Source organism: Klebsiella sp. HMSC09D12, from assembly GCF_001808475.1.
Classification (GTDB): domain Bacteria; phylum Pseudomonadota; class Gammaproteobacteria; order Enterobacterales; family Enterobacteriaceae; genus Klebsiella; species Klebsiella oxytoca.
This window is the reverse complement of record NZ_KV793473.1, coordinates 161,778-179,883: the sequence shown is the minus strand read 5'-3', so window position 1 is coordinate 179,883 and position 18,106 is coordinate 161,778. Positions and strand designations below refer to the sequence as shown.

The following is an 18,106-nucleotide window of genomic DNA, read 5'->3' as shown; positions in this document are numbered from 1 at the left end:
AGGACGCGTAGCCCGGACAGATGCGCAGCATCGCTTCCGGAGGAATTCCGCTGCACCGCACTTTTCTCCCGGGGGCGGCACAAGGCGCCTGCCCGGGCTACAGTCCTGCAGACTGCTGAGGACGGGTAGCCCGGACAGATGCGCAGCATCGCCTCCGGGAAATTCTGCCACTTCGGGCGCTTTCCCCGAGGCGTTATATCTGCGCCGGACGTGCGATGGCGCGATGTTGTCGCACCGTGTATCGACTCTCCTTTCCGATACACGGTGAGACAAACAAACGATCAGGCGAGATAACGTGCCGCTGGCTCAGATTGCACGAAAGCGGGCAGCATAGCCTGACGCATCGCGTTAAGCATTTGCCACTTCGTTTCGTCCTGCAGCGGCGGTATGGTGACCAATTCGCGGCGGTCAAAACCGACCAGGGCGGCATCCACCAGTTTCTCCACCTCCATAACGCCGGGAATGGCGTTGACATCTTTACCGCTATGCTGCCAGATTTCGGTACGGGTGGCCGCAGGCAGGACCGCCTGCACGTATACGCCCTTCGCGCTTAGCTCAACGTCGAGCCCCTGCGAAAGAAACAGCACAAACGCTTTTGTCGCGCCGTATACGGTCAGGCCCATTTCTGGGCCCAGTCCAACCACCGATGCAATATTGACGATGGCCCCTGCTCCGGCCCGGGTCAGACGCGGTGCGATAGCGTTTGCCAGGCGGGTCACGGCAGTAACGTTGAGGGTAATCAGCCGAGTGATATCGGCGCTGCTCTGGTTAAGAAAATCGCCGGGTATCGACGTGCCGGCATTGTTAATCAGAATCCCAATTTGTGCGTCTTCCCGCAGTCGCTGCTCGACGGCGGTAATGTCGCTATCCTGAGTTAAGTCGGCCTGCAGGATGTCGACCTGAACGCCGGTTTCACCGCGCAGCCGCTCGGCCAGCGCCGTCAGCCGCTCGAGATGACGCGCAACGAGCACCAGGTCATGACCGCGGCGAGCAAAACGTTCGGCATAGACTGCGCCAATACCTGTCGATGCCCCGGTCACCAGTACTGCTGATTGACTACTCATAACGACACTCCTGAATTATACATGATGATCGTCATGTATAATGGCACGAGCTGGGTAAGCTGTAAATATTGTTATATGATGGTCATCATAAATAATTTATCGCAGGAACGCGCCATGAGAGTGAGCAGAAAACAGGTTGAAGAGAATAAGCAGACAATCCTGACCGCCGCCGGCCGGTTGTTTCGTGAGCGCGGTTTTGACGCGGTCACGGTCACCGATATTATGAAATCAGCCGGTCTGACCCACGGCGGATTTTACGGCTACTTTAAATCGAAGGATGACCTGATCGCACAAACCCTTGCTGAACTGAAGATAGAGAGCGAAGCGGCGGATAACGACGTCGAATCGCTTATCGCACGTTATCTCTCACCCGAGCACCGGGATAATTTTGCCAGCGGTTGCCCGCTGGCAGCGCTGGCGGCGGAGACCATCCGCCAGTCTGAATCCGCACGCGATGAAATGACCGCGCGACTGCAGCAGCAGATAGCTTATCTCAGCGAAGCGATTAATGAGAAAAACCCGGAAAAGAGCCGTCGTGCGGCGATTGGCAACTGGTCTGCCATGGTCGGGGCGTTGATTCTGGCGCGAATGACCGCTGATTCGGCGTTTTCAGATGAAATCCTGCGAGAAACAGCGGCCTGGCTTGAGGAAAACCAGCGCTAACGTTACGCCGTTTCCCGATCCGGCGGCAGATAGCCGGCAACAAAGCGGGTCAAAATCGCCGAGGCCACCGGGCTTTCCTCAACCTCAAGGCTCAGATTATCCGGGTCAATACCCTCGTTGCGCAGTGCCGCCTGACGGTACGCGATCAGCGAGCGGGCAATCGCCGGCGTGATTTCCGGGTGGAACTGGGTGGAGACGGCATGGGCGCCGTAGCGCACAATCTGGTGCGGATCGTGCTGCGACGAGGCCAGCACCTTCGCCCCCGGCGGTAATCGGGTGACCGTTTGCATATGAGTCAGATGCGCGCTGAACGGCGCCGGATGATCGGTCAGAAGACGATCCGCCCGCCCGCTTTCTGACAGCGAAATAGTTTTGCTTCCGGCCTCGCGCCCGGCAGGATGGTAATCCACCTCGCCGCCCAGCGCATGCGCCATCAGCTGATGCCCGTAACAGACGCCAAACAGCGGCATCTCTATTGCCATTGCCTCGCGGATCCAGGCCGCGGTCATTTCGCTCCACGGCAGGCGTTCGGTCACCATATCCCATGAGCCGGTAATCACCGCGACGGTCGCGTTATCCGGGGCGGGAAGCGTCTCCCCGGCAAACACTCGCGCCACGCTGATTTTATTGCGCCACGGCGCCAGTAAATGACCAAACCAGGAGGGAAGATCGCCGTGGTCGGAGGCGATTTCATCCGGCGGGGTGCCGGTCTGCACAATAAGAAGCGTATTTCGGCTTAACGACATCGGAGGGCCTTTTTTCACAACAACACAGAGCCCTACTATGAGCAAAAGCGCCAGCGGCGGCAAATAACCAATCCGCTAACGCTTATGCTCCGGGCGAATAACGTCTACTGCGCGTCCGCGCTCTCCACCTGCGGCACCGCAGCCGCAGCACCCTGTTCAGCCGGCGCGTTGGCCGGGTCAAAGATATGGTCGAGGATGGCGCGTGCCGTCGGTCCTGCCACTACGCCATCGCCGCCGCCGTTCTCCAGAATCAGCGCCATCGCCACCTTCGGATGCTGATACGGCGCAAACAGGGTGTAGAAGATATGGTCGCGCAGGCGCACCGGGATCATCTTCGCGTTGTAGGTCTGATTCTCCTTCAGGCTGAAGACCTGGGACGTCCCCGATTTTGCCGCGATCTGGTACGGCGCGGTATGGAACAGCTTATACCCGGTGCCGTTTGGCAGGTTCGCCATGCCGTACATACCGTTGCGCACTACGTCCCAGTATGGCGAATGCGGATCGCCAATCTGCGGCAGATTCTGCGGTGGCTGATAGCGCTCGACCCTATTCCCCTGCTTCATGGAGTAAAGCAGATGCGGATTTTGCACTTTGCCGTTATTTATCAGGGTCGTCAGCGCTTTAACCATCTGGATCGGCGTGGCAATCCAGTAGCCCTGGCCGATGCCGACGGAAATGGTATCCCCCTGATACCACGGTTTTTTATGCACCCGCTGTTTCCACTCCCGGCTCGGTAGCACCCCGGCATACTCTTCGTTAAGATCGATACCGGTAGACTGACCGTAACCGAACTTGCTCAGCCACTCGTGAATACGGTCGATCCCCATCTCAAACGCCACCTGATAGAAAAACGTATCCGCCGACTCTTCGATCGCTTTGGTGACGTTAAGCATGCCGTGGCCGCTCTTCAGCCAGTCGCGGTAGCGGCGCTGGGTTCCCGGCAGCGTCCACGTCGGCGCGCCGAAGAAGGAGGTGGTTGGCGTGATCACCCCCGCCGATAGCGCTGACAGCGCCATGTAGGGCTTCACCGTCGACGCGGGCGGATAGAGCCCCTGGGTGACACGGTTAATAAGCGGACGGTCGGGGTTTTCGAGCAGCGAACGATAGGCCTGGTAGCCAATGCCTCTGACAAAGGGATTCGGGTCATAGCTGGGGCTGGAAACCATCGCCAGCACGCCGCCGTCGCGCGGATCGACGGCGACCACCGCCGCGCGCTGCCCCTTCAGCACCGACTCGATATACTGCTGCAGATGCAAATCCAGCGTCAGGTAGATGTTCTTCCCGGCCACCGGCGGCACCTCTTTTAGCAGACGCACCACCCGCCCGTGGTTATCCACCTCAACTTCCTGATAACCGGTGGTGCCGTGCAGCGCTTTCTCATAGTAGCCTTCGATGCCCTGCTTACCGATATTATGGTCGGCGGCGTAGTTCTCTTCTTCGCCGGCTTTGGCCAGCTTTTGCAAATCGCTGTCGTTGATCTTCGAGACATAGCCAACTACGTGCGCCAGCTCGGCGCCGTAGGGATAAGCGCGCTGCTGGTAGCTCTCTACGGTAACGCCGGGAAAATGGAACTCATTGACGGCAAAACGCGCCACCTCAACATCGCTCAGGTCCGATTTTAAGGTCACCTCTTTGTAGCGGCTGGTGTGGTGCATATCGTCGCGGAAGTCGGCGATATCCTGCGGGGTTAAATCAACAATCGGCGTCAGCTGCTGCAGCAGCGCCGTCATATCGGCGATTTTGCTCGGGATCACCTGCAAACGGTAGAGGGTAATATTTTGTACCAGCGGGATGCCGTTGCGGTCGAAAATCAGCCCGCGGCTCGGCGCGATGGGCAGCATTTTAATGTCGTTCTGGTTTGAACGGGTCTGATAAAAGTCGTGCTGCTCTACCTGCAGGCGGTAGAGGTTAACAATCAGGACAGCAAAGCAGACCACCACCAGTAGAAACGCAATGACGGCACGGCGGATAAATAGCATCTCTTCCGCTGAATGGTCGCGAATTTCATCTCTCATAAGGGACATTAGCGGGCATTTACCTGGGTTACAAAGGGCCTGAAAAAGGAAAAGCGGGGAAGAATAGCGTTATCGCAGCGGGAGCCCTACCGAAAGGTTGCTAATGATTTGGCAGAAATGTATCAGCATGTTAGAGATTTAAAGTGACACTGTCACTGAAATAACCTCCATCGTAAGATCGACGGAGGCGAATGGCTAGCGCGCTTTTTCACTGACCGTCATGGTGAATCGCGTCACCGTTTCGCCGGCGTTAGCGTAGCTATGCGGAGCGTCGGTACGTGCGACGGCTGAATCACCGGCGGGAATCAAATAGAGGCTGTCGTTCACCGTTAATGTCAGGGCGCCCTCGGTCACAAAAAGCAGCTCCGTGGTCCCTTCTCCGTGGCCCGGAGAAGTAAAAATTTCGCCCGGATAAAGACTCCACTGCCAGAGTTCCACCATATCTGGACCGCTGGTTCCGGCCAGCAGTCGCGCGTGGCCGCCCTGTTCACCCTGCCACAGCGTGGGGATATCGCCTGCGGCGATCGCCTTTACCGGCGGCGCGGAGGCAACATTGACGAAATCGGCCACCGCAACGCCCATGGCTGACGCCAGACGGCATAACAGCGCAATGCTCGGGTTAGCCCGGCAGGCTTCAATGTCTACCAGCATCCCTTTGCTGACGCCCGCGCGCCTTGATAGTTCATCGAGGGAGATCTTCTTTTCCGCCCGATAGCGCTTAATGCGCGCCGCAACGGCTTCATTGATGCTGGCGGCATCAGCACCCGCCCCGGTCGTTATATTGACTTTTTTGGTCATCGGTCGATATCATGCTTTAAAATAGTCGTTAAAGGATTATCCAATGAATAACGTATTACCGTCAATCAGCCCACAGGTGTCGGCGCTGGCTCCCGGCTTTCGCGCCCTGAGCATTGATGTTATCTCTGCTCCCGTACGCGCGCCGCAGGTTGGTGCAGAAGCGCTCCATTCCGCCTGCCGTGCGGTTATCGCCGGTGAGCCGCAGTGGGCGGAAGCCCATTTGCAGGCCTGGAACGAGGTATTCCGCGCCTTTGGCGCAAAGCCTAAGCGCACGCCCTGCTCGGCGGAAGCCTTGCGCAGGCGGGTGCTGCGCGATGGCGAAATGGCAGCGCTCGATCCGATCGTCGATCTCTATAATGCGGTGAGCCTGCGCTACGCCGTGCCGGTCGGTGGGGAAAACCTGGCGGCTTACGTTGGCGTCCCGCAACTGAGAATTGCCGACGGCAGCGAGCCGTTCGATACCGTCAAAGAGGGAAAGATCGTCTTCGAAAACCCCGACGCGGGTGAAGTGGTCTGGTGCGATGACGCAGGGGTGACCTGCCGACGCTGGAACTGGCGACAGGGAGTACGCACTCGCCTGAGCGTAGAGAGTCCGCGGATGTGGTTTATTCTTGAAAGTCTGCCGGAAATGCCGCTTAGCGCGCTTCATGAGGCAGGAGAAATGCTGATGGCCGGTCTACTGTCGATGATGCCCGAAGCGAAAATGTATTCGCAGCTGATAACGGCCGACGTCTGGCTGACAGGGGGCGCCCGGTAGCGTATCGCTACCGGGCAAAACAGATGTCTCTCTACTGCTTATCTTCCGCTGCGGCCACTGAACTGGAGCGATAAATAAAGAACAACGCCAGCCCCAGACAGACGATCGCCCCCAGCCTGCCCGGGGAGAAAGCGATGGCGTCATTTCCCAGCCAGCCGAAATTATCAATCAGCAGGCTCATGGCCAGTTGGCCAAAAATCACCGCTACCGTGGCCGTCGCGGTGCCGATACGCTGAACCGCCAGCACCATAATCACGATATAGGGTACACCGCAAAACGCCCCCAGCAGCTGCCATTTCGGCACATCGAGCAGCGTCATCGTCTGGTGAGGCTCAAAATACAAAATCAGCAGCGCGGTGATCAATCCTCCCACGGCAAAGGTGAGAAATGCGCTACGAAACACGCCAACCTGACTACCTAAACGGCCGTTGATCGCCGCCTGCATACTCAGCATCGCGCCGCCGACCAGCGCCAACAAAATCATTATGCTACTCATTTTACAACCTCAGCTTGTGGCAATCAGAACCAGGGCGACAACGATTAACAGCAGAGCAATAAGCCGCCGCCCATCGATTTTACGTTTTGGCGAACCGAACAGACCGTAATGGTCGATCAGCAGGCTTTTACAGACCTGGCCGGCAAGAATGCCGATCATGGTCATAGCGATACCGATCACCGGTACGGCAACGGTTAAAATGACGACGTAAATGGGTCCCAGCACGCCTCCGGTGAGCTGCCAGCCGGGTAAAGAGAAAAATGAGGGGCTCTGGCGCGGGCCAAACAGCAGCATCAGCAAAAACGTGAGGGCGCTCCCGACGCCAAATATACTGAACGTCGCCCATAAATCCCCTACCTGACCGGCCAGCGGTCCCAGTAGCCCGGCTTCGACGGACAGACCCATGCCGCCGGCAATCACCAGAAAAATCAGTAATAACTGCATCATTAAATTCCGCTTATTAATCAGGCGGCAGAGCATAAAACAGCGAAGTAGTGTGAAAAACGGTACAATCAGGGAAACACTTTTGCGGATATTGCATAAATGAGCGATGCGGGTAATGTGAATTTTCGGGCGCTACAGCTGTTCATCGCCGTGTACGACAGCCAGAGCTTTTCCGTGGTGGCGCGACGGGAAGGCGTTTCCCCGTCCATGGTGTCGCGCGTCATTCATCAGCTTGAAGACTCCCTCGGCCAACAGCTGTTTTATCGTAATACCCGCGCAGTGGTGCCCACCGAAGCCGGACGTCTTTTTGCCGAACATGCCAGAGGCATCAGCGAACAGTTCAGCGCCGCCAGACGCGACCTGCAGGATCGGAGCCTTGAGCCTGGGGGGCTGGTGCGAATCAACGCCCCGGTCTACTTTGGCCAGCGCCATATTGCGCCATGGCTACCGGGTCTGAGCGAACGTTATCCACAAATGCAAATTGAGCTGGCGCTGACCGATGATTTTATCGATCCGCATCGGGAGGCGACCGATGTTATTTTCCGCATCGGTAGCCTGCCCGACTCCAGCGTTCATGCCAGAGTGCTGGGGATGCAGCATCACTATCTGGTTGCCGCCCCGCGCTATCTGCAGCGTCGCGGTGTTCCGCAGCGGCCGGAAGATCTTCGCCAGCACAGTACGCTGGTGTACAGCGGTTCAAACGGGCCTAACCGCTGGTTATTTCGCCTCGCGGAAGGCGAATGGGTTCACTATCCGCAAACCCCGCAGCTGGCATCCAATAACGCCGATGCGTTGCTGACCGCCGCGCTGGGCGGCATGGGGGTAGTACTTTTTCCCGACTGGATGGTCAACGAAGCCATTGGCGCGGGAAGACTGATTCATTTGATGCCTCATTTCACCGCCGCGATTAGCAGCACGCCTTCGCCAGTGTCGGCGATTTATCCTCACGCTCGCCACCCTTCGCTAAACGTACGGACGGTAATTGACTATTTTGTCGACGTTTTTGGTACGCCTTTATACTGGCAGCGCTAAGCTTTTTTACGCATGAAAATTGTCGTAACGCAAACAATGCGTCTTCCCCGGCGCTGAAGCGGTTTTAACGATTCCTTTACCCTGAGGTTCCTATTATTGTGTTCGCGTTAATACCGAAAACTAATCATTCAACAATGACATATGTTCGGTTTTTACAAGAGCAATTGAACGGAATTATCTATTAAATCCGTAGTTTTATTCACATATCGTTTACTCGAAGCAGTGTATATCGTAATGGCATTCACAAAAGCAAACGGAGCCTGATATGAGCACGTCAAACGATCCATCGAACACCCCATCCGCAGGGAAATGCCCTTTTCACGCCGAAACGCCAACGCCAACGCAGAGCGCGGGCGGTGGTACCGGCAACCGCGACTGGTGGCCCAATCAGCTACGCGTCGATTTGCTGAACCAGCACTCCAATCGCTCTAACCCGCTGGGGGGGAACTTTAACTATCGGGAAGAGTTTAAAAAGCTCGACTATTCAGCGCTGAAAGCCGACCTGCATGCCCTGCTCAATGACTCGCAGGAGTGGTGGCCAGCGGACTGGGGCAGCTATATCGGGCTGTTTATTCGTATGGCATGGCACGGCGCCGGTACCTACCGCACCGTTGACGGTCGCGGCGGCGCCGGACGCGGTCAGCAGCGTTTCGCTCCGCTCAACTCCTGGCCGGATAACGTCAGCCTCGATAAGGCCCGTCGCCTGCTGTGGCCGATAAAACAGAAATACGGTCAGAAAATCTCCTGGGCCGACCTCTATATGCTGGCGGGCAACGTGGCGCTGGAAAATTCCGGCTTCCGTACTTTTGGCTTCGGGGCCGGCCGCGAAGACGTTTGGGAACCGGATCTGGATGTTGACTGGGGTAATGAAACCGAATGGCTGGCTCACCGCCATCCGGAAAGCCTGAATCAGCAGGCCATTGGCGCCACTGAAATGGGTCTGATTTACGTTAACCCGGAAGGCCCCAACGCCAGCGGCGACCCGCTCTCCGCAGCCGCAGCGATTCGCGCTACCTTCGGTAATATGGCGATGAATGATGAAGAGATCGTCGCGCTGATCGCCGGTGGCCATACGCTGGGTAAAACGCACGGTGCTGCGGTGACCACCCACGTAGGCGCAGAGCCGGAAGCGGCGCCGATTGAAGCGCAGGGTCTCGGTTGGGCGAACAGCTACAATAGCGGCGCAGGCGCGGATGCCATCACCTCTGGTCTTGAGGTTGTCTGGACGCAAACGCCGACTCAGTGGAGCAACTACTTCTTAGAAAACCTGTACAAATATGAATGGGTACAAACCCGTAGCCCGGCAGGCGCGATTCAGTTCGAAGCGAAAGACGGCCCCGAAATTATCCCTGATCCTTTTAATCCAGAGATAAAACGTAAGCCGACCATGCTGGTGACTGACCTGACGCTGCGCTTTGACCCGGAATTCGATAAAATTTGCCGTCGCTTCCTTAACGATCCGCAGGCCTTTAACGAGGCTTTCGCCCGCGCGTGGTTTAAACTGATCCATCGCGATATGGGGCCGAAATCCCGCTATATGGGTCCGGAAGTACCGAAAGAAGATTTGATCTGGCAAGACCCGTTACCGGCAGCGATCCACAACCCGGGCGCAGAAGACATCGCCGCGCTGAAAACCGCTATTGCCGATGCTGGTCTGTCGGTCAGCGAGCTGGTTTCCGTGGCCTGGGCGTCGGCTTCCACCTTCCGCGGTGGCGATAAACGCGGCGGCGCCAACGGCGCACGTCTGGCGCTGGAACCGCAGAATGCCTGGCCGGTGAACGCTATCGCAACCCGCGTGCTGCCGACCCTGCAGGCGATTCAGCAGGCGTCCGGTAAAGCTTCGCTGGCCGATATCATCGTTCTGGCTGGCGTAGTGGGCATTGAGCAGGCTGCCGCTGCGGCGGGCGTTCAGGTTAGCGTCCCCTTTGCTCCTGGCCGCGTCGATGCGCGCCAGGATCAGACCGATGTCGAAGCGATGGATCTGCTGCAGCCGCTGGCCGATGGTTTCCGCAACTATCGCCGCATTGGCGGCGGCATTTCCACCGAAACGCTGCTGATTGATAAGGCGCAGCAGTTAACGCTGACGGCGCCGGAAATGACGGTACTGGTGGGTGGCCTGCGCGTGCTGGGCGCTAACTTCGACGGCAGCCGTCACGGCGTGTTTACCGACCGCGTGGGCGTATTGAGCAATGATTTCTTCGTCAATCTGCTCGATATGGGCACCGTCTGGAAAGCCGCTGATGAGCACGCTGAGATGTTTATCGGTCGCGACCGTAAGAGCGGCGAAGAGAAATACACCGCGACCCGCGTTGACCTGGTCTTTGGATCTAACTCCGTCCTGCGTGCGCTGGCAGAAGTGTATGCCTGCAGCGATGCGCGGCAAAAGTTCGTTAGTGACTTTGTCGCCGCATGGACCAAAGTGATGAACCTCGACCGCTTCGATCTGTAACATCTTTACCGGCAGAAATGCACATCCCGGGCCACTGGCCCGGGATCCTCTTATCTAATCCAGATTGTCAGCAGAATAATGATGGCCGCAATAATCGCCACCTGAATAAAGACTTTATCCAGCGATCCTCTGCGCATCGCGCCCCCTTTCAGAACAGGATTTGCCAGATTGCTAACAGCAGCACCAGCAAACCCATCAGGAAAAATATCAGCGCGATGATGGTATCCGGAGAACGATTCATCTCTGCGCCTCCTTATCATCAGAACCACTGACCGAAACGTTTGATATAGAAACGCTTCATGCCCTGCGCTACCAGGCAATAGCTGAGCAGCGTCGCGACCAGCCATGGGAAGTAGCTCAGCGGTAGGGGCTCCAGTCCGACCATCGCTCCCAGCGGCGAGAACGGAATGTAGATCCCGATAGCCATAATCACCGCGGTGGTGAGCAGCACCGGCAAGGTCGCCCGGCTCTGGATAAACGGAATTTTCTGCGTTCTCAGCATATGCACCACCAGCGTTTGCGACAGCAGTCCTTCAATAAACCACCCGGACTGGAACAGCGCCTGGGCTTCGACGTGATTTGCTGCAAACACGTACCACATCAGCGCGAAGGTGGTGATATCAAAAATGGACGAGGTTGGGCCAATCCACAGCATAAAACGGCCGATATTCTTCGCATCCCACTTGCGCGGCTTGCGCAGAAACTCTTTGTCCATTTTGTCCCACGGCAGCGAGAGCTGGGAGAGATCGTACATCAGGTTCTGAATCAGCAGATGAATCGCCAGCATCGGCAGGAACGGAATAAACGCGCTGGCCACCAGTACCGAGAAGACGTTGCCGAAGTTAGAACTGGCAGTCATATTCAGGTACTTAATGATATTGCCGAACGTCTCACGTCCTTTGATCACCCCTTCTTCCAGCACCATCAGATCCTTTTCCAGCAGGATGATATCCGATGCCTCTTTGGCGATATCCGCCGCGCTGTCAACCGAAATGCCGACGTCCGCATCGCGCAGGGCTGGCGCATCGTTGATGCCGTCGCCGAGAAAGCCGACGGTGTGGCCGTTTTTCTGCAGCGTTTTCAGGATGCGCGACTTCTGCAGCGGCGTCAGCTTCGCGAATACCGAGCGCGTTTCCACTTCTCGCTCCAGGTCGCGATCCGTCATCGCTTCAATCTGGGCGCCGGTCAGAATACCGTGGGCATCGATGCCCACTTCCAGGCAAATACGCGCCGTAACCACCGGGTTATCGCCGGTCAGCACTTTCACCGCCACGCCGTTATCGCGCAGCGCGGTAATGGCTTTTCCCGCGCTCTCTTTCGGCGGATCGAGGAAAGTCAGCATCCCTTCAACCGTCAATCCCTGCTCATCGGCGGTGCATAGCGGCGTGGTCAGCGCGGAGTCATCCAGCTTGCGGGTTGCGACCAGTAGCACGCGGAAGCCCTGGGCGTTATAGTCCTTCGTTTTGGCTAACAGCAGATCGCGTCGGGTTTCATCCAGCGCCACAACGTTATCGCCTTCACGAAGATGCGTGGCGACCATCAGCATCTCTTCGACCGCGCCTTTGCAGATCAGGCTTTTGTCACCGTGGCGGACATCTTCCACCGACACCGAGACCCGACGGCGGACAAAATCAAACGGCAGTTCATCAAGTTTGACAAAACGCTCTTTGGTCGCTGGCGCAATCCGCCCCTCGCCAAAGCGCAGCACCGCCCGGTCCATCAGGTTGCGCGCCCCGCTCTGGCTGCTACTGTTAAGCCAGGCCAGCGTCAGCACCCGGTCGCTCTCATGACCGCTGACATCAAGGTGATGCTCAAGGATGATATTGTCCTGAGTTAACGTACCGGTTTTATCGGTACACAGCACGTCCATAGCGCCAAAGTTCTGGATGGCGTTCAGCCGCTTGACGATCACTTTGCGCCGCGACATGGCGATAGCGCCTTTCGCCAGGTTGGAGCTGACGATCATCGGCAGCATTTCCGGCGTCAGGCCAACCGCTACCGCCAGGGCAAACAGCGAGGCCTCAACCCAATCACCTTTGCTGAAGCCGTTAATCAGCAGCACAATCGGTACCATCACCAGCATAAAGCGGATCAGCAGCCAGCTGACGCTGTTTACCCCGCGGTCGAACGCCGTCTGGGTACGCGTGCCGACGATGGATTTCGCCAGCGAACCAAACCAGGTACGGTTTCCGGTGGCCACCACCACCGCCTGCGCCCTGCCGCTGGTCACGTTAGTGCCCATCAGACAGATATTGCCCATCTCCAGCAGGCTTTTATCTTTGTTCGGCTCGGGAAGCCTGTCGCATCCTTTACCGGAAACGCTGGCCAGAACGTCATACTTTTCAACCGGCAGCGACTCGCCGCTGAGTATCGACTGGCTGACAAACAGGTCCCGGGATTCCAGTAGGCGGACGTCTGCCGGAACCAGATCCCCCGCCGCCAGGAAGATGATATCCCCGGGCACCAGCTCCTCAATGGCAATTTCTTCCTGCACCGGCCCCATATTCCCGGGACCGCGACGCAGCACCGTCGCCGTGGTGCGGACCATGGATTTCAGCGCCTGCGCCGCTTTGTTGGTGCGAAACTCCTGCCAGAAACGCAATAACCCGCTCAGGCTAACCATCGTGACGATAATGATGATCCCGGTCAGATCGGTCTCTTCGCCGTTACGCAGCGGTAGCCAGTAATCGGTCACGAAGCTGACGGCGGCCAGCGCCATCAGGACATAGATAAACGGGTTATTGAATGCCTGCAAAAGCTGGATCAACGCCGGCGGCGCCTGCTCATGCGCCACTTCATTGCGGCCGTATTCATCCAGTCGTTCAAGGGCATCTTCGGTGGTGAGCCCGTGGCGACTGCTGTTTAACCGCGCCAGCGTATGATCCGGGCTGTTAAATGCCTCGGTTTCAATGGCGAAGCTTTTTTTATGCTGCTTATCATTTTCTGACGCAGACCGGTTTATTTTCCGGTTTTCTATTTTCATGTCAGTCATGATTAATCCTCAAATTTAAGACGTCGTTATCCCTGCATAAATGACTTATGCATAATTCATTTTTACGTTATTAAACGCTTATTACTTTAATCGCCTGGGAATATCCATCATTCCCTCCTTAGACAAATGATTGTCAGAGTGAAATAGTCACGAGGTTAACTCCCCTCGACGCACCAGCGGACTGACGTAATGTTTTCGTCCCCGCCAATTCTTGTCATAATGAGATCTCGCGCTTTTCGACAGTCGGTATTTCCCACCAGTTCGATGCGGATTTCTTTATGCCCTTGTTCTTTTGCTGCTGTCGACACCAGTCCCTGAAGGCTGAGCGTCATCTCTTTACTGATATTAAGCAATAGCTGACGAATCGCATTTTCATATTCGCTTTGACAGACAATATTCAGAACGTAGCATTTCTCTTCTTCTGTCGCGCCGGGGATCTGATTAATTCTCTGCGCCGCTTCGCGCAGTAGAATATTGGCGCAGAGGATTATCAGCGTTGCCGCCGCTGCTTGCCAGAACTGGCCTAAACCGCACAGTACACCAATCGCCGCAGAGCACCACAGGGTTGCGGCGGTATTCAGGCCGCGCACGTTCATGCCTTCACGCATGATGACGCCGGCGCCGAGAAAACCAATTCCGGATACCACCTGCGCGGCAATACGTCCGGGGCTGTCCGGCGATGTTGAAATGGAGCTCAGAATAAAAACCGCCGCGCCGGTGGCGACCAGCGAGTTGGTGCGCAGGCCGGCCATACGCTGACGCCACTGTCTTTCAGCGCCAATCAGCGCGCCCAACAGCATCGCGGCGAGTAAATTTGCGATATAAGGAAACATCAACATAGTTTCCTCCATTTTTGCTGGAAGAATTAACTATGTGCTTTATTAAGCACACGACAAATTGTCGCCCGGAAGGCGATTAACGTCGTGTTGACGGTGGAGGGAATAATGTATTTTTAAACATGAACATGACGATTATCCTCGCAGCCATGCTGCGTTATTTTTATGGGATGCAATCGTCTGGATGAGGAGATTGCTGCCCGCCGGTTGGCAAGCAGCGCAGAAAAAATAGCGTCAGCTTGCCTTGATGTTTAAGTAAGGGTGACTGTCCAACATATTTCTCCTGTGTGAATTTGTGCTCATTATAGTCATTCAATTATTCGAGTAAAGTTAAAATCTCGCTTTAGTGACGATTTGTTTAGAATGACCTTAATGCGCAACTCCCGCCACGATAACCTTAACCCCGGCGCGAACCGGGGTTAATTGACTAATCAAAGACGCCATTAATTATCGACGTCACGATCGCCGTACTCAGCGCGATTAGCACCAAATCCTGGCCCACCACGCGCCATTCATAGCCAGGATAGTACGGCAGTTCGTTAAGCATCGATGCCGGAACCGCTTTTTTGGCAATCCCCGGCGGCAGAGGTTTTCCGCGAGCCAGGTTTTTTGCTATCCCCGGCGGCAGCGACTGATAGCCGGTTAAACCGTAGTTTACCGCCAGCGAACGCGCTCTGGAGAAGCTGATATCGGCAGAGACATGATCGGGTTTGCCGTAATTTTTTCTCTGCCCCGGGTTTCCTTCTTTATGACCCTTGTTGCCCTTATCAACGTTGTTTTTACCGCTATTGCCGTTGTTACCGTTATTCCCATGGTTACCGCCGCCGTTGCCGTTACCGGGGTTGGCGAAAACAGGCGTCGCCATCATGGTCAGCGAAAGCGCCGCCGCCAGCGCCGCTTGCAAAACTTGCTTTCTGGACATGATTTTTTTCCTGAGAGGGAGTACTCGCTATGAATGTAGATGAATAACCTCAGCGCAACAATCTCTCGTTTTCCTAAATGAAATTCTGGTCAAAACTTAGCGGCATGATGGTGAATTCCTTCAACCTTTGGGCGGGTCAAACGCAGAAACCAGCATACAACGCCAACCAAACCTTATTCACATTATTTTATTCTGCAAATGCCTTTTCACCGATGCGATTAAAAATTTAAAACCATTAACAATCAAATAACATTAGCAGGCAAACATTTCATCTAAGGAAAATAATAATATGTCTACCACCCAGGTCCTGGGCGACGCCGCGTTCGCCTCTCCGGGACGCTCCCACTCCAGCCTGACCGCTCGCATTGATGCGCTGCCCGCCTCCGTTGGCCTGTGGTCTTTTATCACCCTTCTGGCGCTGGGCGGTTTCTTCGAGCTCTACGATCTTTTTCAGACCGGTTATATCAGTACCGGGCTGCTGGCAGAGAATATTTTCCATACCGGCGAACAGGGTATTTTCGGGATTTCAGACCAGGCCGCCTTCGCCTCGTCTACCTTTATGGGGCTGTTTATCGGCGCCAGCCTGCTTGCGCCGCTGGCGGACAAACTGGGCCGCCGCCTGACGTTTATGTTCGCCCTCGCCTGGTACGGCGTGTTTTCCCTGATGATGGCCCTGCAAAGCAGCGCTGAAGGGGTTATCTTCTGCCGCTTTCTGGTGGGCATCGGTCTCGGTATTGAGCTGGTGACCATCGACACTTACTTAAGCGAATGGGTGCCGACGCATCTGCGCAATAAAGCCTTCGCTTTCGCCTTCTTTATTCAGTTTTTATCGGTTCCCGCCGTGGCGCTGATGTCGTGGATGCTGGTGCCGATTACCCTTTTCGGCCTGACCGGCTGGCGCTGGGTGATTATCTTCGGCGCGCTCTGCTCATTGATCATCTGGGTCATCCGCAAGAAGCTGCCGGAATCGGCGCGCTGGCTGGAGGAAAAGGGCCGCCATGATGAGGCCCATAAGGTCATGTGCGAAATGGAACAGCGCTGCGGCGTTTCTCCCTCGCCGCGCCATCAGGTGCAGACGCAGGAGCATCCGCGCAGGCTGGGAAGTTTTAAAGCGATCTGGGCGCCGCAGTACCGCAAACGCACGATTATGCTGATGGTGATGAACTTCTTCCAGGCCATCGGCTTCTTTGGCTTCGGCAATTGGCTACCGGCCCTGCTTTCCGGCCAGGGAGCGAGCATCACCCACAGCCTGCTGTATGCGTTTTTTATTACCCTCGCCTATCCGATTGGCTGCCTGTTTTGTACCCGCTTCGTCCATCGTTTTGAAAACAAATGGCAAATTGTGTTTTCCGCGCTGATGACGGTGGTATTTGGTACCCTGTTTGCGCTTCAGAACAGTCCGGTGCTGCTGGTGATCTGCGGGTTTATGATCACCTGGTCAAACGCCTGGCTGACCATTAGCTATCACGCCTACCAGGCCGAAGTTTTCCCGACCCATATTCGCGCGCGGGCGGTCGGCTTTTGCTACTCCTTTAGCCGCCTGTCCACGGCGATCACCAGCATTTTGATCGGCATTATTCTGCAATACGCCGGTACACCCGGGGTAATTAGCTTTATCGTCGCCAGCATGCTGATGGTGATGCTTTCAGTAGGCATCTTTGGACCAAAAACCCGAGGGATTAGCCTGGAGAATATTTGATGACTGCCGCCGCCGGTTTAACCGGCGGCGCGCGCGGCTAATTTTTTCTCCTGAACCCGTAGTAGCCACGGCAGCGGCAATGCGCTCAGGGCGCAGAGCAGCAATATCCCATTCATCGCCCGCACGCCGTTCCCGGCAACCGATAACAACCTTGACGAAAGCAGAAAAGCCGCCGCCGTACTTAATGACATCAGGGTATTCTGTAAAAGGGTAAACCCCGCCCTGGCGCCATCCTCTGGAAAACGCATCGCCACTGCCGATGAGGCCACCAGGCGACAGTAGGCGGCCGCCAGAAACAACACCATAAACAGCCCGCCGCCGTGGTTGAAGGTAAAAGCGATGCTCAGGCTCAGTATAAACAGCAGACTGGCCAGCAGGCTGATGCAGTAGCCGCTGTAATGCTGGCATAGCTTGCCGGTAAGTTTAGTGGCGCACAGCCCCGCCAGTCCGCCAGCGAAAAAGATCCACGGTAATTGATCGCCGCTGACCCCCATTTTCGCCGTCAGTAACGGAACCAGCAGCGGAATGATTAACATCGCACTGAACTGCGCGAGGGCGTTGCCGGAGGCGTAAAACAGCACCAATGAAGACCAGCGCAAATCTGCCTGACGGTTCGCCGCAACGGGCTGTTCCGGCAGCGCGAGTTTTATCAGTGGCAACGCAATCAGGCAGAGTCCGCCGATCGTCGCGGGGGCTATCTGCCAGCCGATTTTTTCACTGAGAAATAACATCGTCGGCATGCCGACGATGCTGACCAGCGAGAATGCGGCAATCGTTGAGGCCAACGCCCGAGGACGCAGGTGTGCTGGCATAATGTTGACCAGCAAACTGCTGCCCACCCCCATCGTTGTTCCGCCGACCAGACCGGCGAGAAAACGCCAAAACAACAATCCGCTAAAACTGGTGGTGGTCAGCGTCATTATTGTTAACCCCCCCAGCGGGGCCATGTTGCAGAGCAAAAAGCGCCGGGGTTTAACGTTACCGACCCATCGCCAGACGCTGACCCCCGCAATGACGGAAGCCAGCGTATAAATGCCGGTGACGTAACCCGCCTGGCTTACCGGCACCTGAAACGTCGGCGCCATCCAGGCAAATAAGGGATTAAAAATCATATATTCGAGCGCGTTGATAAATTGAACAAAAGCCATGATCAACGTTATTCGTACCAGATATCCGGGCATGTAACACTCCTG

The 18,106-nt window shown here is 56.1% G+C and carries 17 protein-coding genes; 5 read left to right on the top strand and 12 right to left on the bottom strand.

The window, feature by feature from the left end; translation table 11 throughout:
* Positions 1-281: 281 nt before the first annotated feature.
* Complete coding sequence (locus HMPREF3178_RS12300; protein ID WP_017145900.1) at positions 282-1,064, bottom strand: SDR family NAD(P)-dependent oxidoreductase; 783 nt, start codon at positions 1,062-1,064, stop codon at positions 282-284.
* Positions 1,065-1,178: 114 nt separating this feature from the next.
* Between HMPREF3178_RS12300 and HMPREF3178_RS12295 the strand changes: the two genes are divergently transcribed.
* Entirely contained in the window at positions 1,179-1,727 is a 549-nt protein-coding gene (locus HMPREF3178_RS12295; RefSeq protein WP_016809038.1) for a TetR/AcrR family transcriptional regulator, read from the top strand.
* A gap of 2 nt (positions 1,728-1,729) precedes the next feature.
* Here the strand turns inward: HMPREF3178_RS12295 and HMPREF3178_RS12290 are convergent, their stop codons facing one another.
* The 3 genes from HMPREF3178_RS12290 to HMPREF3178_RS12280 all read right to left on the bottom strand — a co-directional run bounded on the left by HMPREF3178_RS12290 (position 1,730) and on the right by HMPREF3178_RS12280 (position 5,286).
* Positions 1,730-2,473 carry a glutamine amidotransferase gene (locus tag HMPREF3178_RS12290; RefSeq protein ID WP_017145902.1) on the bottom strand — a complete coding sequence of 248 codons (744 nt, stop codon included), beginning with the start codon at positions 2,471-2,473 and terminating at the stop codon, positions 1,730-1,732.
* A gap of 104 nt (positions 2,474-2,577) precedes the next feature.
* Complete coding sequence (gene mrdA, locus HMPREF3178_RS12285) at positions 2,578-4,497, bottom strand: penicillin-binding protein 2 (protein ID WP_004102000.1); 1,920 nt, start codon at positions 4,495-4,497, stop codon at positions 2,578-2,580.
* A gap of 186 nt (positions 4,498-4,683) precedes the next feature.
* Entirely contained in the window at positions 4,684-5,286 is a 603-nt protein-coding gene (locus tag HMPREF3178_RS12280; protein ID WP_004101997.1) for a helix-turn-helix domain-containing protein, read from the bottom strand.
* A gap of 43 nt (positions 5,287-5,329) precedes the next feature.
* Here HMPREF3178_RS12280 and HMPREF3178_RS12275 point away from each other — a divergent pair, with 43 nt between their 5' ends.
* Positions 5,330-6,043: a B3/B4 domain-containing protein gene (locus HMPREF3178_RS12275; protein WP_017145904.1), complete on the top strand. Its 714-nt coding sequence runs from the start codon at positions 5,330-5,332 to the stop codon at positions 6,041-6,043.
* A gap of 31 nt (positions 6,044-6,074) precedes the next feature.
* Here HMPREF3178_RS12275 and HMPREF3178_RS12270 read toward each other — a convergent pair whose 3' ends face one another.
* Together HMPREF3178_RS12270 and HMPREF3178_RS12265 are read right to left on the bottom strand one after the other, a co-directional pair.
* Positions 6,075-6,539 (bottom strand): DMT family transporter, encoded by a 465-nt coding sequence (locus HMPREF3178_RS12270; RefSeq protein WP_004101994.1) that lies wholly within the window; start codon positions 6,537-6,539, stop codon positions 6,075-6,077.
* A gap of 9 nt (positions 6,540-6,548) precedes the next feature.
* Positions 6,549-6,983, bottom strand: coding sequence for a DMT family transporter (locus tag HMPREF3178_RS12265; RefSeq protein WP_016809042.1), 435 nt, complete (start codon positions 6,981-6,983; stop codon positions 6,549-6,551).
* Between the two features lie 99 nt (positions 6,984-7,082).
* Here HMPREF3178_RS12265 and HMPREF3178_RS12260 point away from each other — a divergent pair, with 99 nt between their 5' ends.
* A complete protein-coding gene (locus tag HMPREF3178_RS12260; RefSeq protein ID WP_017145905.1) occupies positions 7,083-8,015 on the top strand; it encodes a LysR family transcriptional regulator in 933 nt (310 codons plus the stop codon).
* A gap of 265 nt (positions 8,016-8,280) precedes the next feature.
* Positions 8,281-10,464 (top strand): catalase/peroxidase HPI, encoded by a 2,184-nt coding sequence (gene katG, locus HMPREF3178_RS12255; RefSeq protein WP_017145906.1) that lies wholly within the window; start codon positions 8,281-8,283, stop codon positions 10,462-10,464.
* A 50-nt stretch (positions 10,465-10,514) separates the two neighbouring features.
* Here the strand turns inward: katG and mgtU are convergent, their stop codons facing one another.
* The 5 genes from mgtU to HMPREF3178_RS12240 form a co-directional block, all read right to left on the bottom strand.
* Complete coding sequence (mgtU, locus tag HMPREF3178_RS32020) at positions 10,515-10,601, bottom strand: magnesium transporter protection protein MgtU (RefSeq protein WP_251009858.1); 87 nt, start codon at positions 10,599-10,601, stop codon at positions 10,515-10,517.
* A gap of 11 nt (positions 10,602-10,612) precedes the next feature.
* A complete protein-coding gene (gene mgtR / locus HMPREF3178_RS30915; protein ID WP_004101989.1) occupies positions 10,613-10,705 on the bottom strand; it encodes a protein MgtR in 93 nt (30 codons plus the stop codon).
* Positions 10,706-10,723: 18 nt separating this feature from the next.
* Positions 10,724-13,456, bottom strand: a complete 2,733-nt coding sequence (gene mgtA, locus HMPREF3178_RS12250; RefSeq protein ID WP_004101988.1) for a magnesium-translocating P-type ATPase — start codon at positions 13,454-13,456, stop codon at positions 10,724-10,726.
* Positions 13,457-13,611: 155 nt separating this feature from the next.
* Positions 13,612-14,307: an MgtC family protein gene (locus tag HMPREF3178_RS12245; protein WP_026055962.1), complete on the bottom strand. Its 696-nt coding sequence runs from the start codon at positions 14,305-14,307 to the stop codon at positions 13,612-13,614.
* 412 nt (positions 14,308-14,719) lie between these two features.
* The gene (locus HMPREF3178_RS12240; RefSeq protein ID WP_017145907.1) at positions 14,720-15,214 is read right to left on the bottom strand and encodes an anti-virulence regulator CigR family protein; all 495 of its coding nucleotides are present in this window, start codon (positions 15,212-15,214) and stop codon (positions 14,720-14,722) included.
* A gap of 289 nt (positions 15,215-15,503) precedes the next feature.
* Between HMPREF3178_RS12240 and HMPREF3178_RS12235 the strand changes: the two genes are divergently transcribed.
* Positions 15,504-16,913: an MFS transporter gene (locus HMPREF3178_RS12235; RefSeq protein WP_017145908.1), complete on the top strand. Its 1,410-nt coding sequence runs from the start codon at positions 15,504-15,506 to the stop codon at positions 16,911-16,913.
* A 17-nt stretch (positions 16,914-16,930) separates the two neighbouring features.
* On the opposite strand, the gene HMPREF3178_RS12230 is transcribed toward HMPREF3178_RS12235, so the two are convergent.
* Complete coding sequence (locus tag HMPREF3178_RS12230) at positions 16,931-18,094, bottom strand: MFS transporter (protein ID WP_070585176.1); 1,164 nt, start codon at positions 18,092-18,094, stop codon at positions 16,931-16,933.
* Between the last annotated feature and the right edge of the window lie 12 nt (positions 18,095-18,106).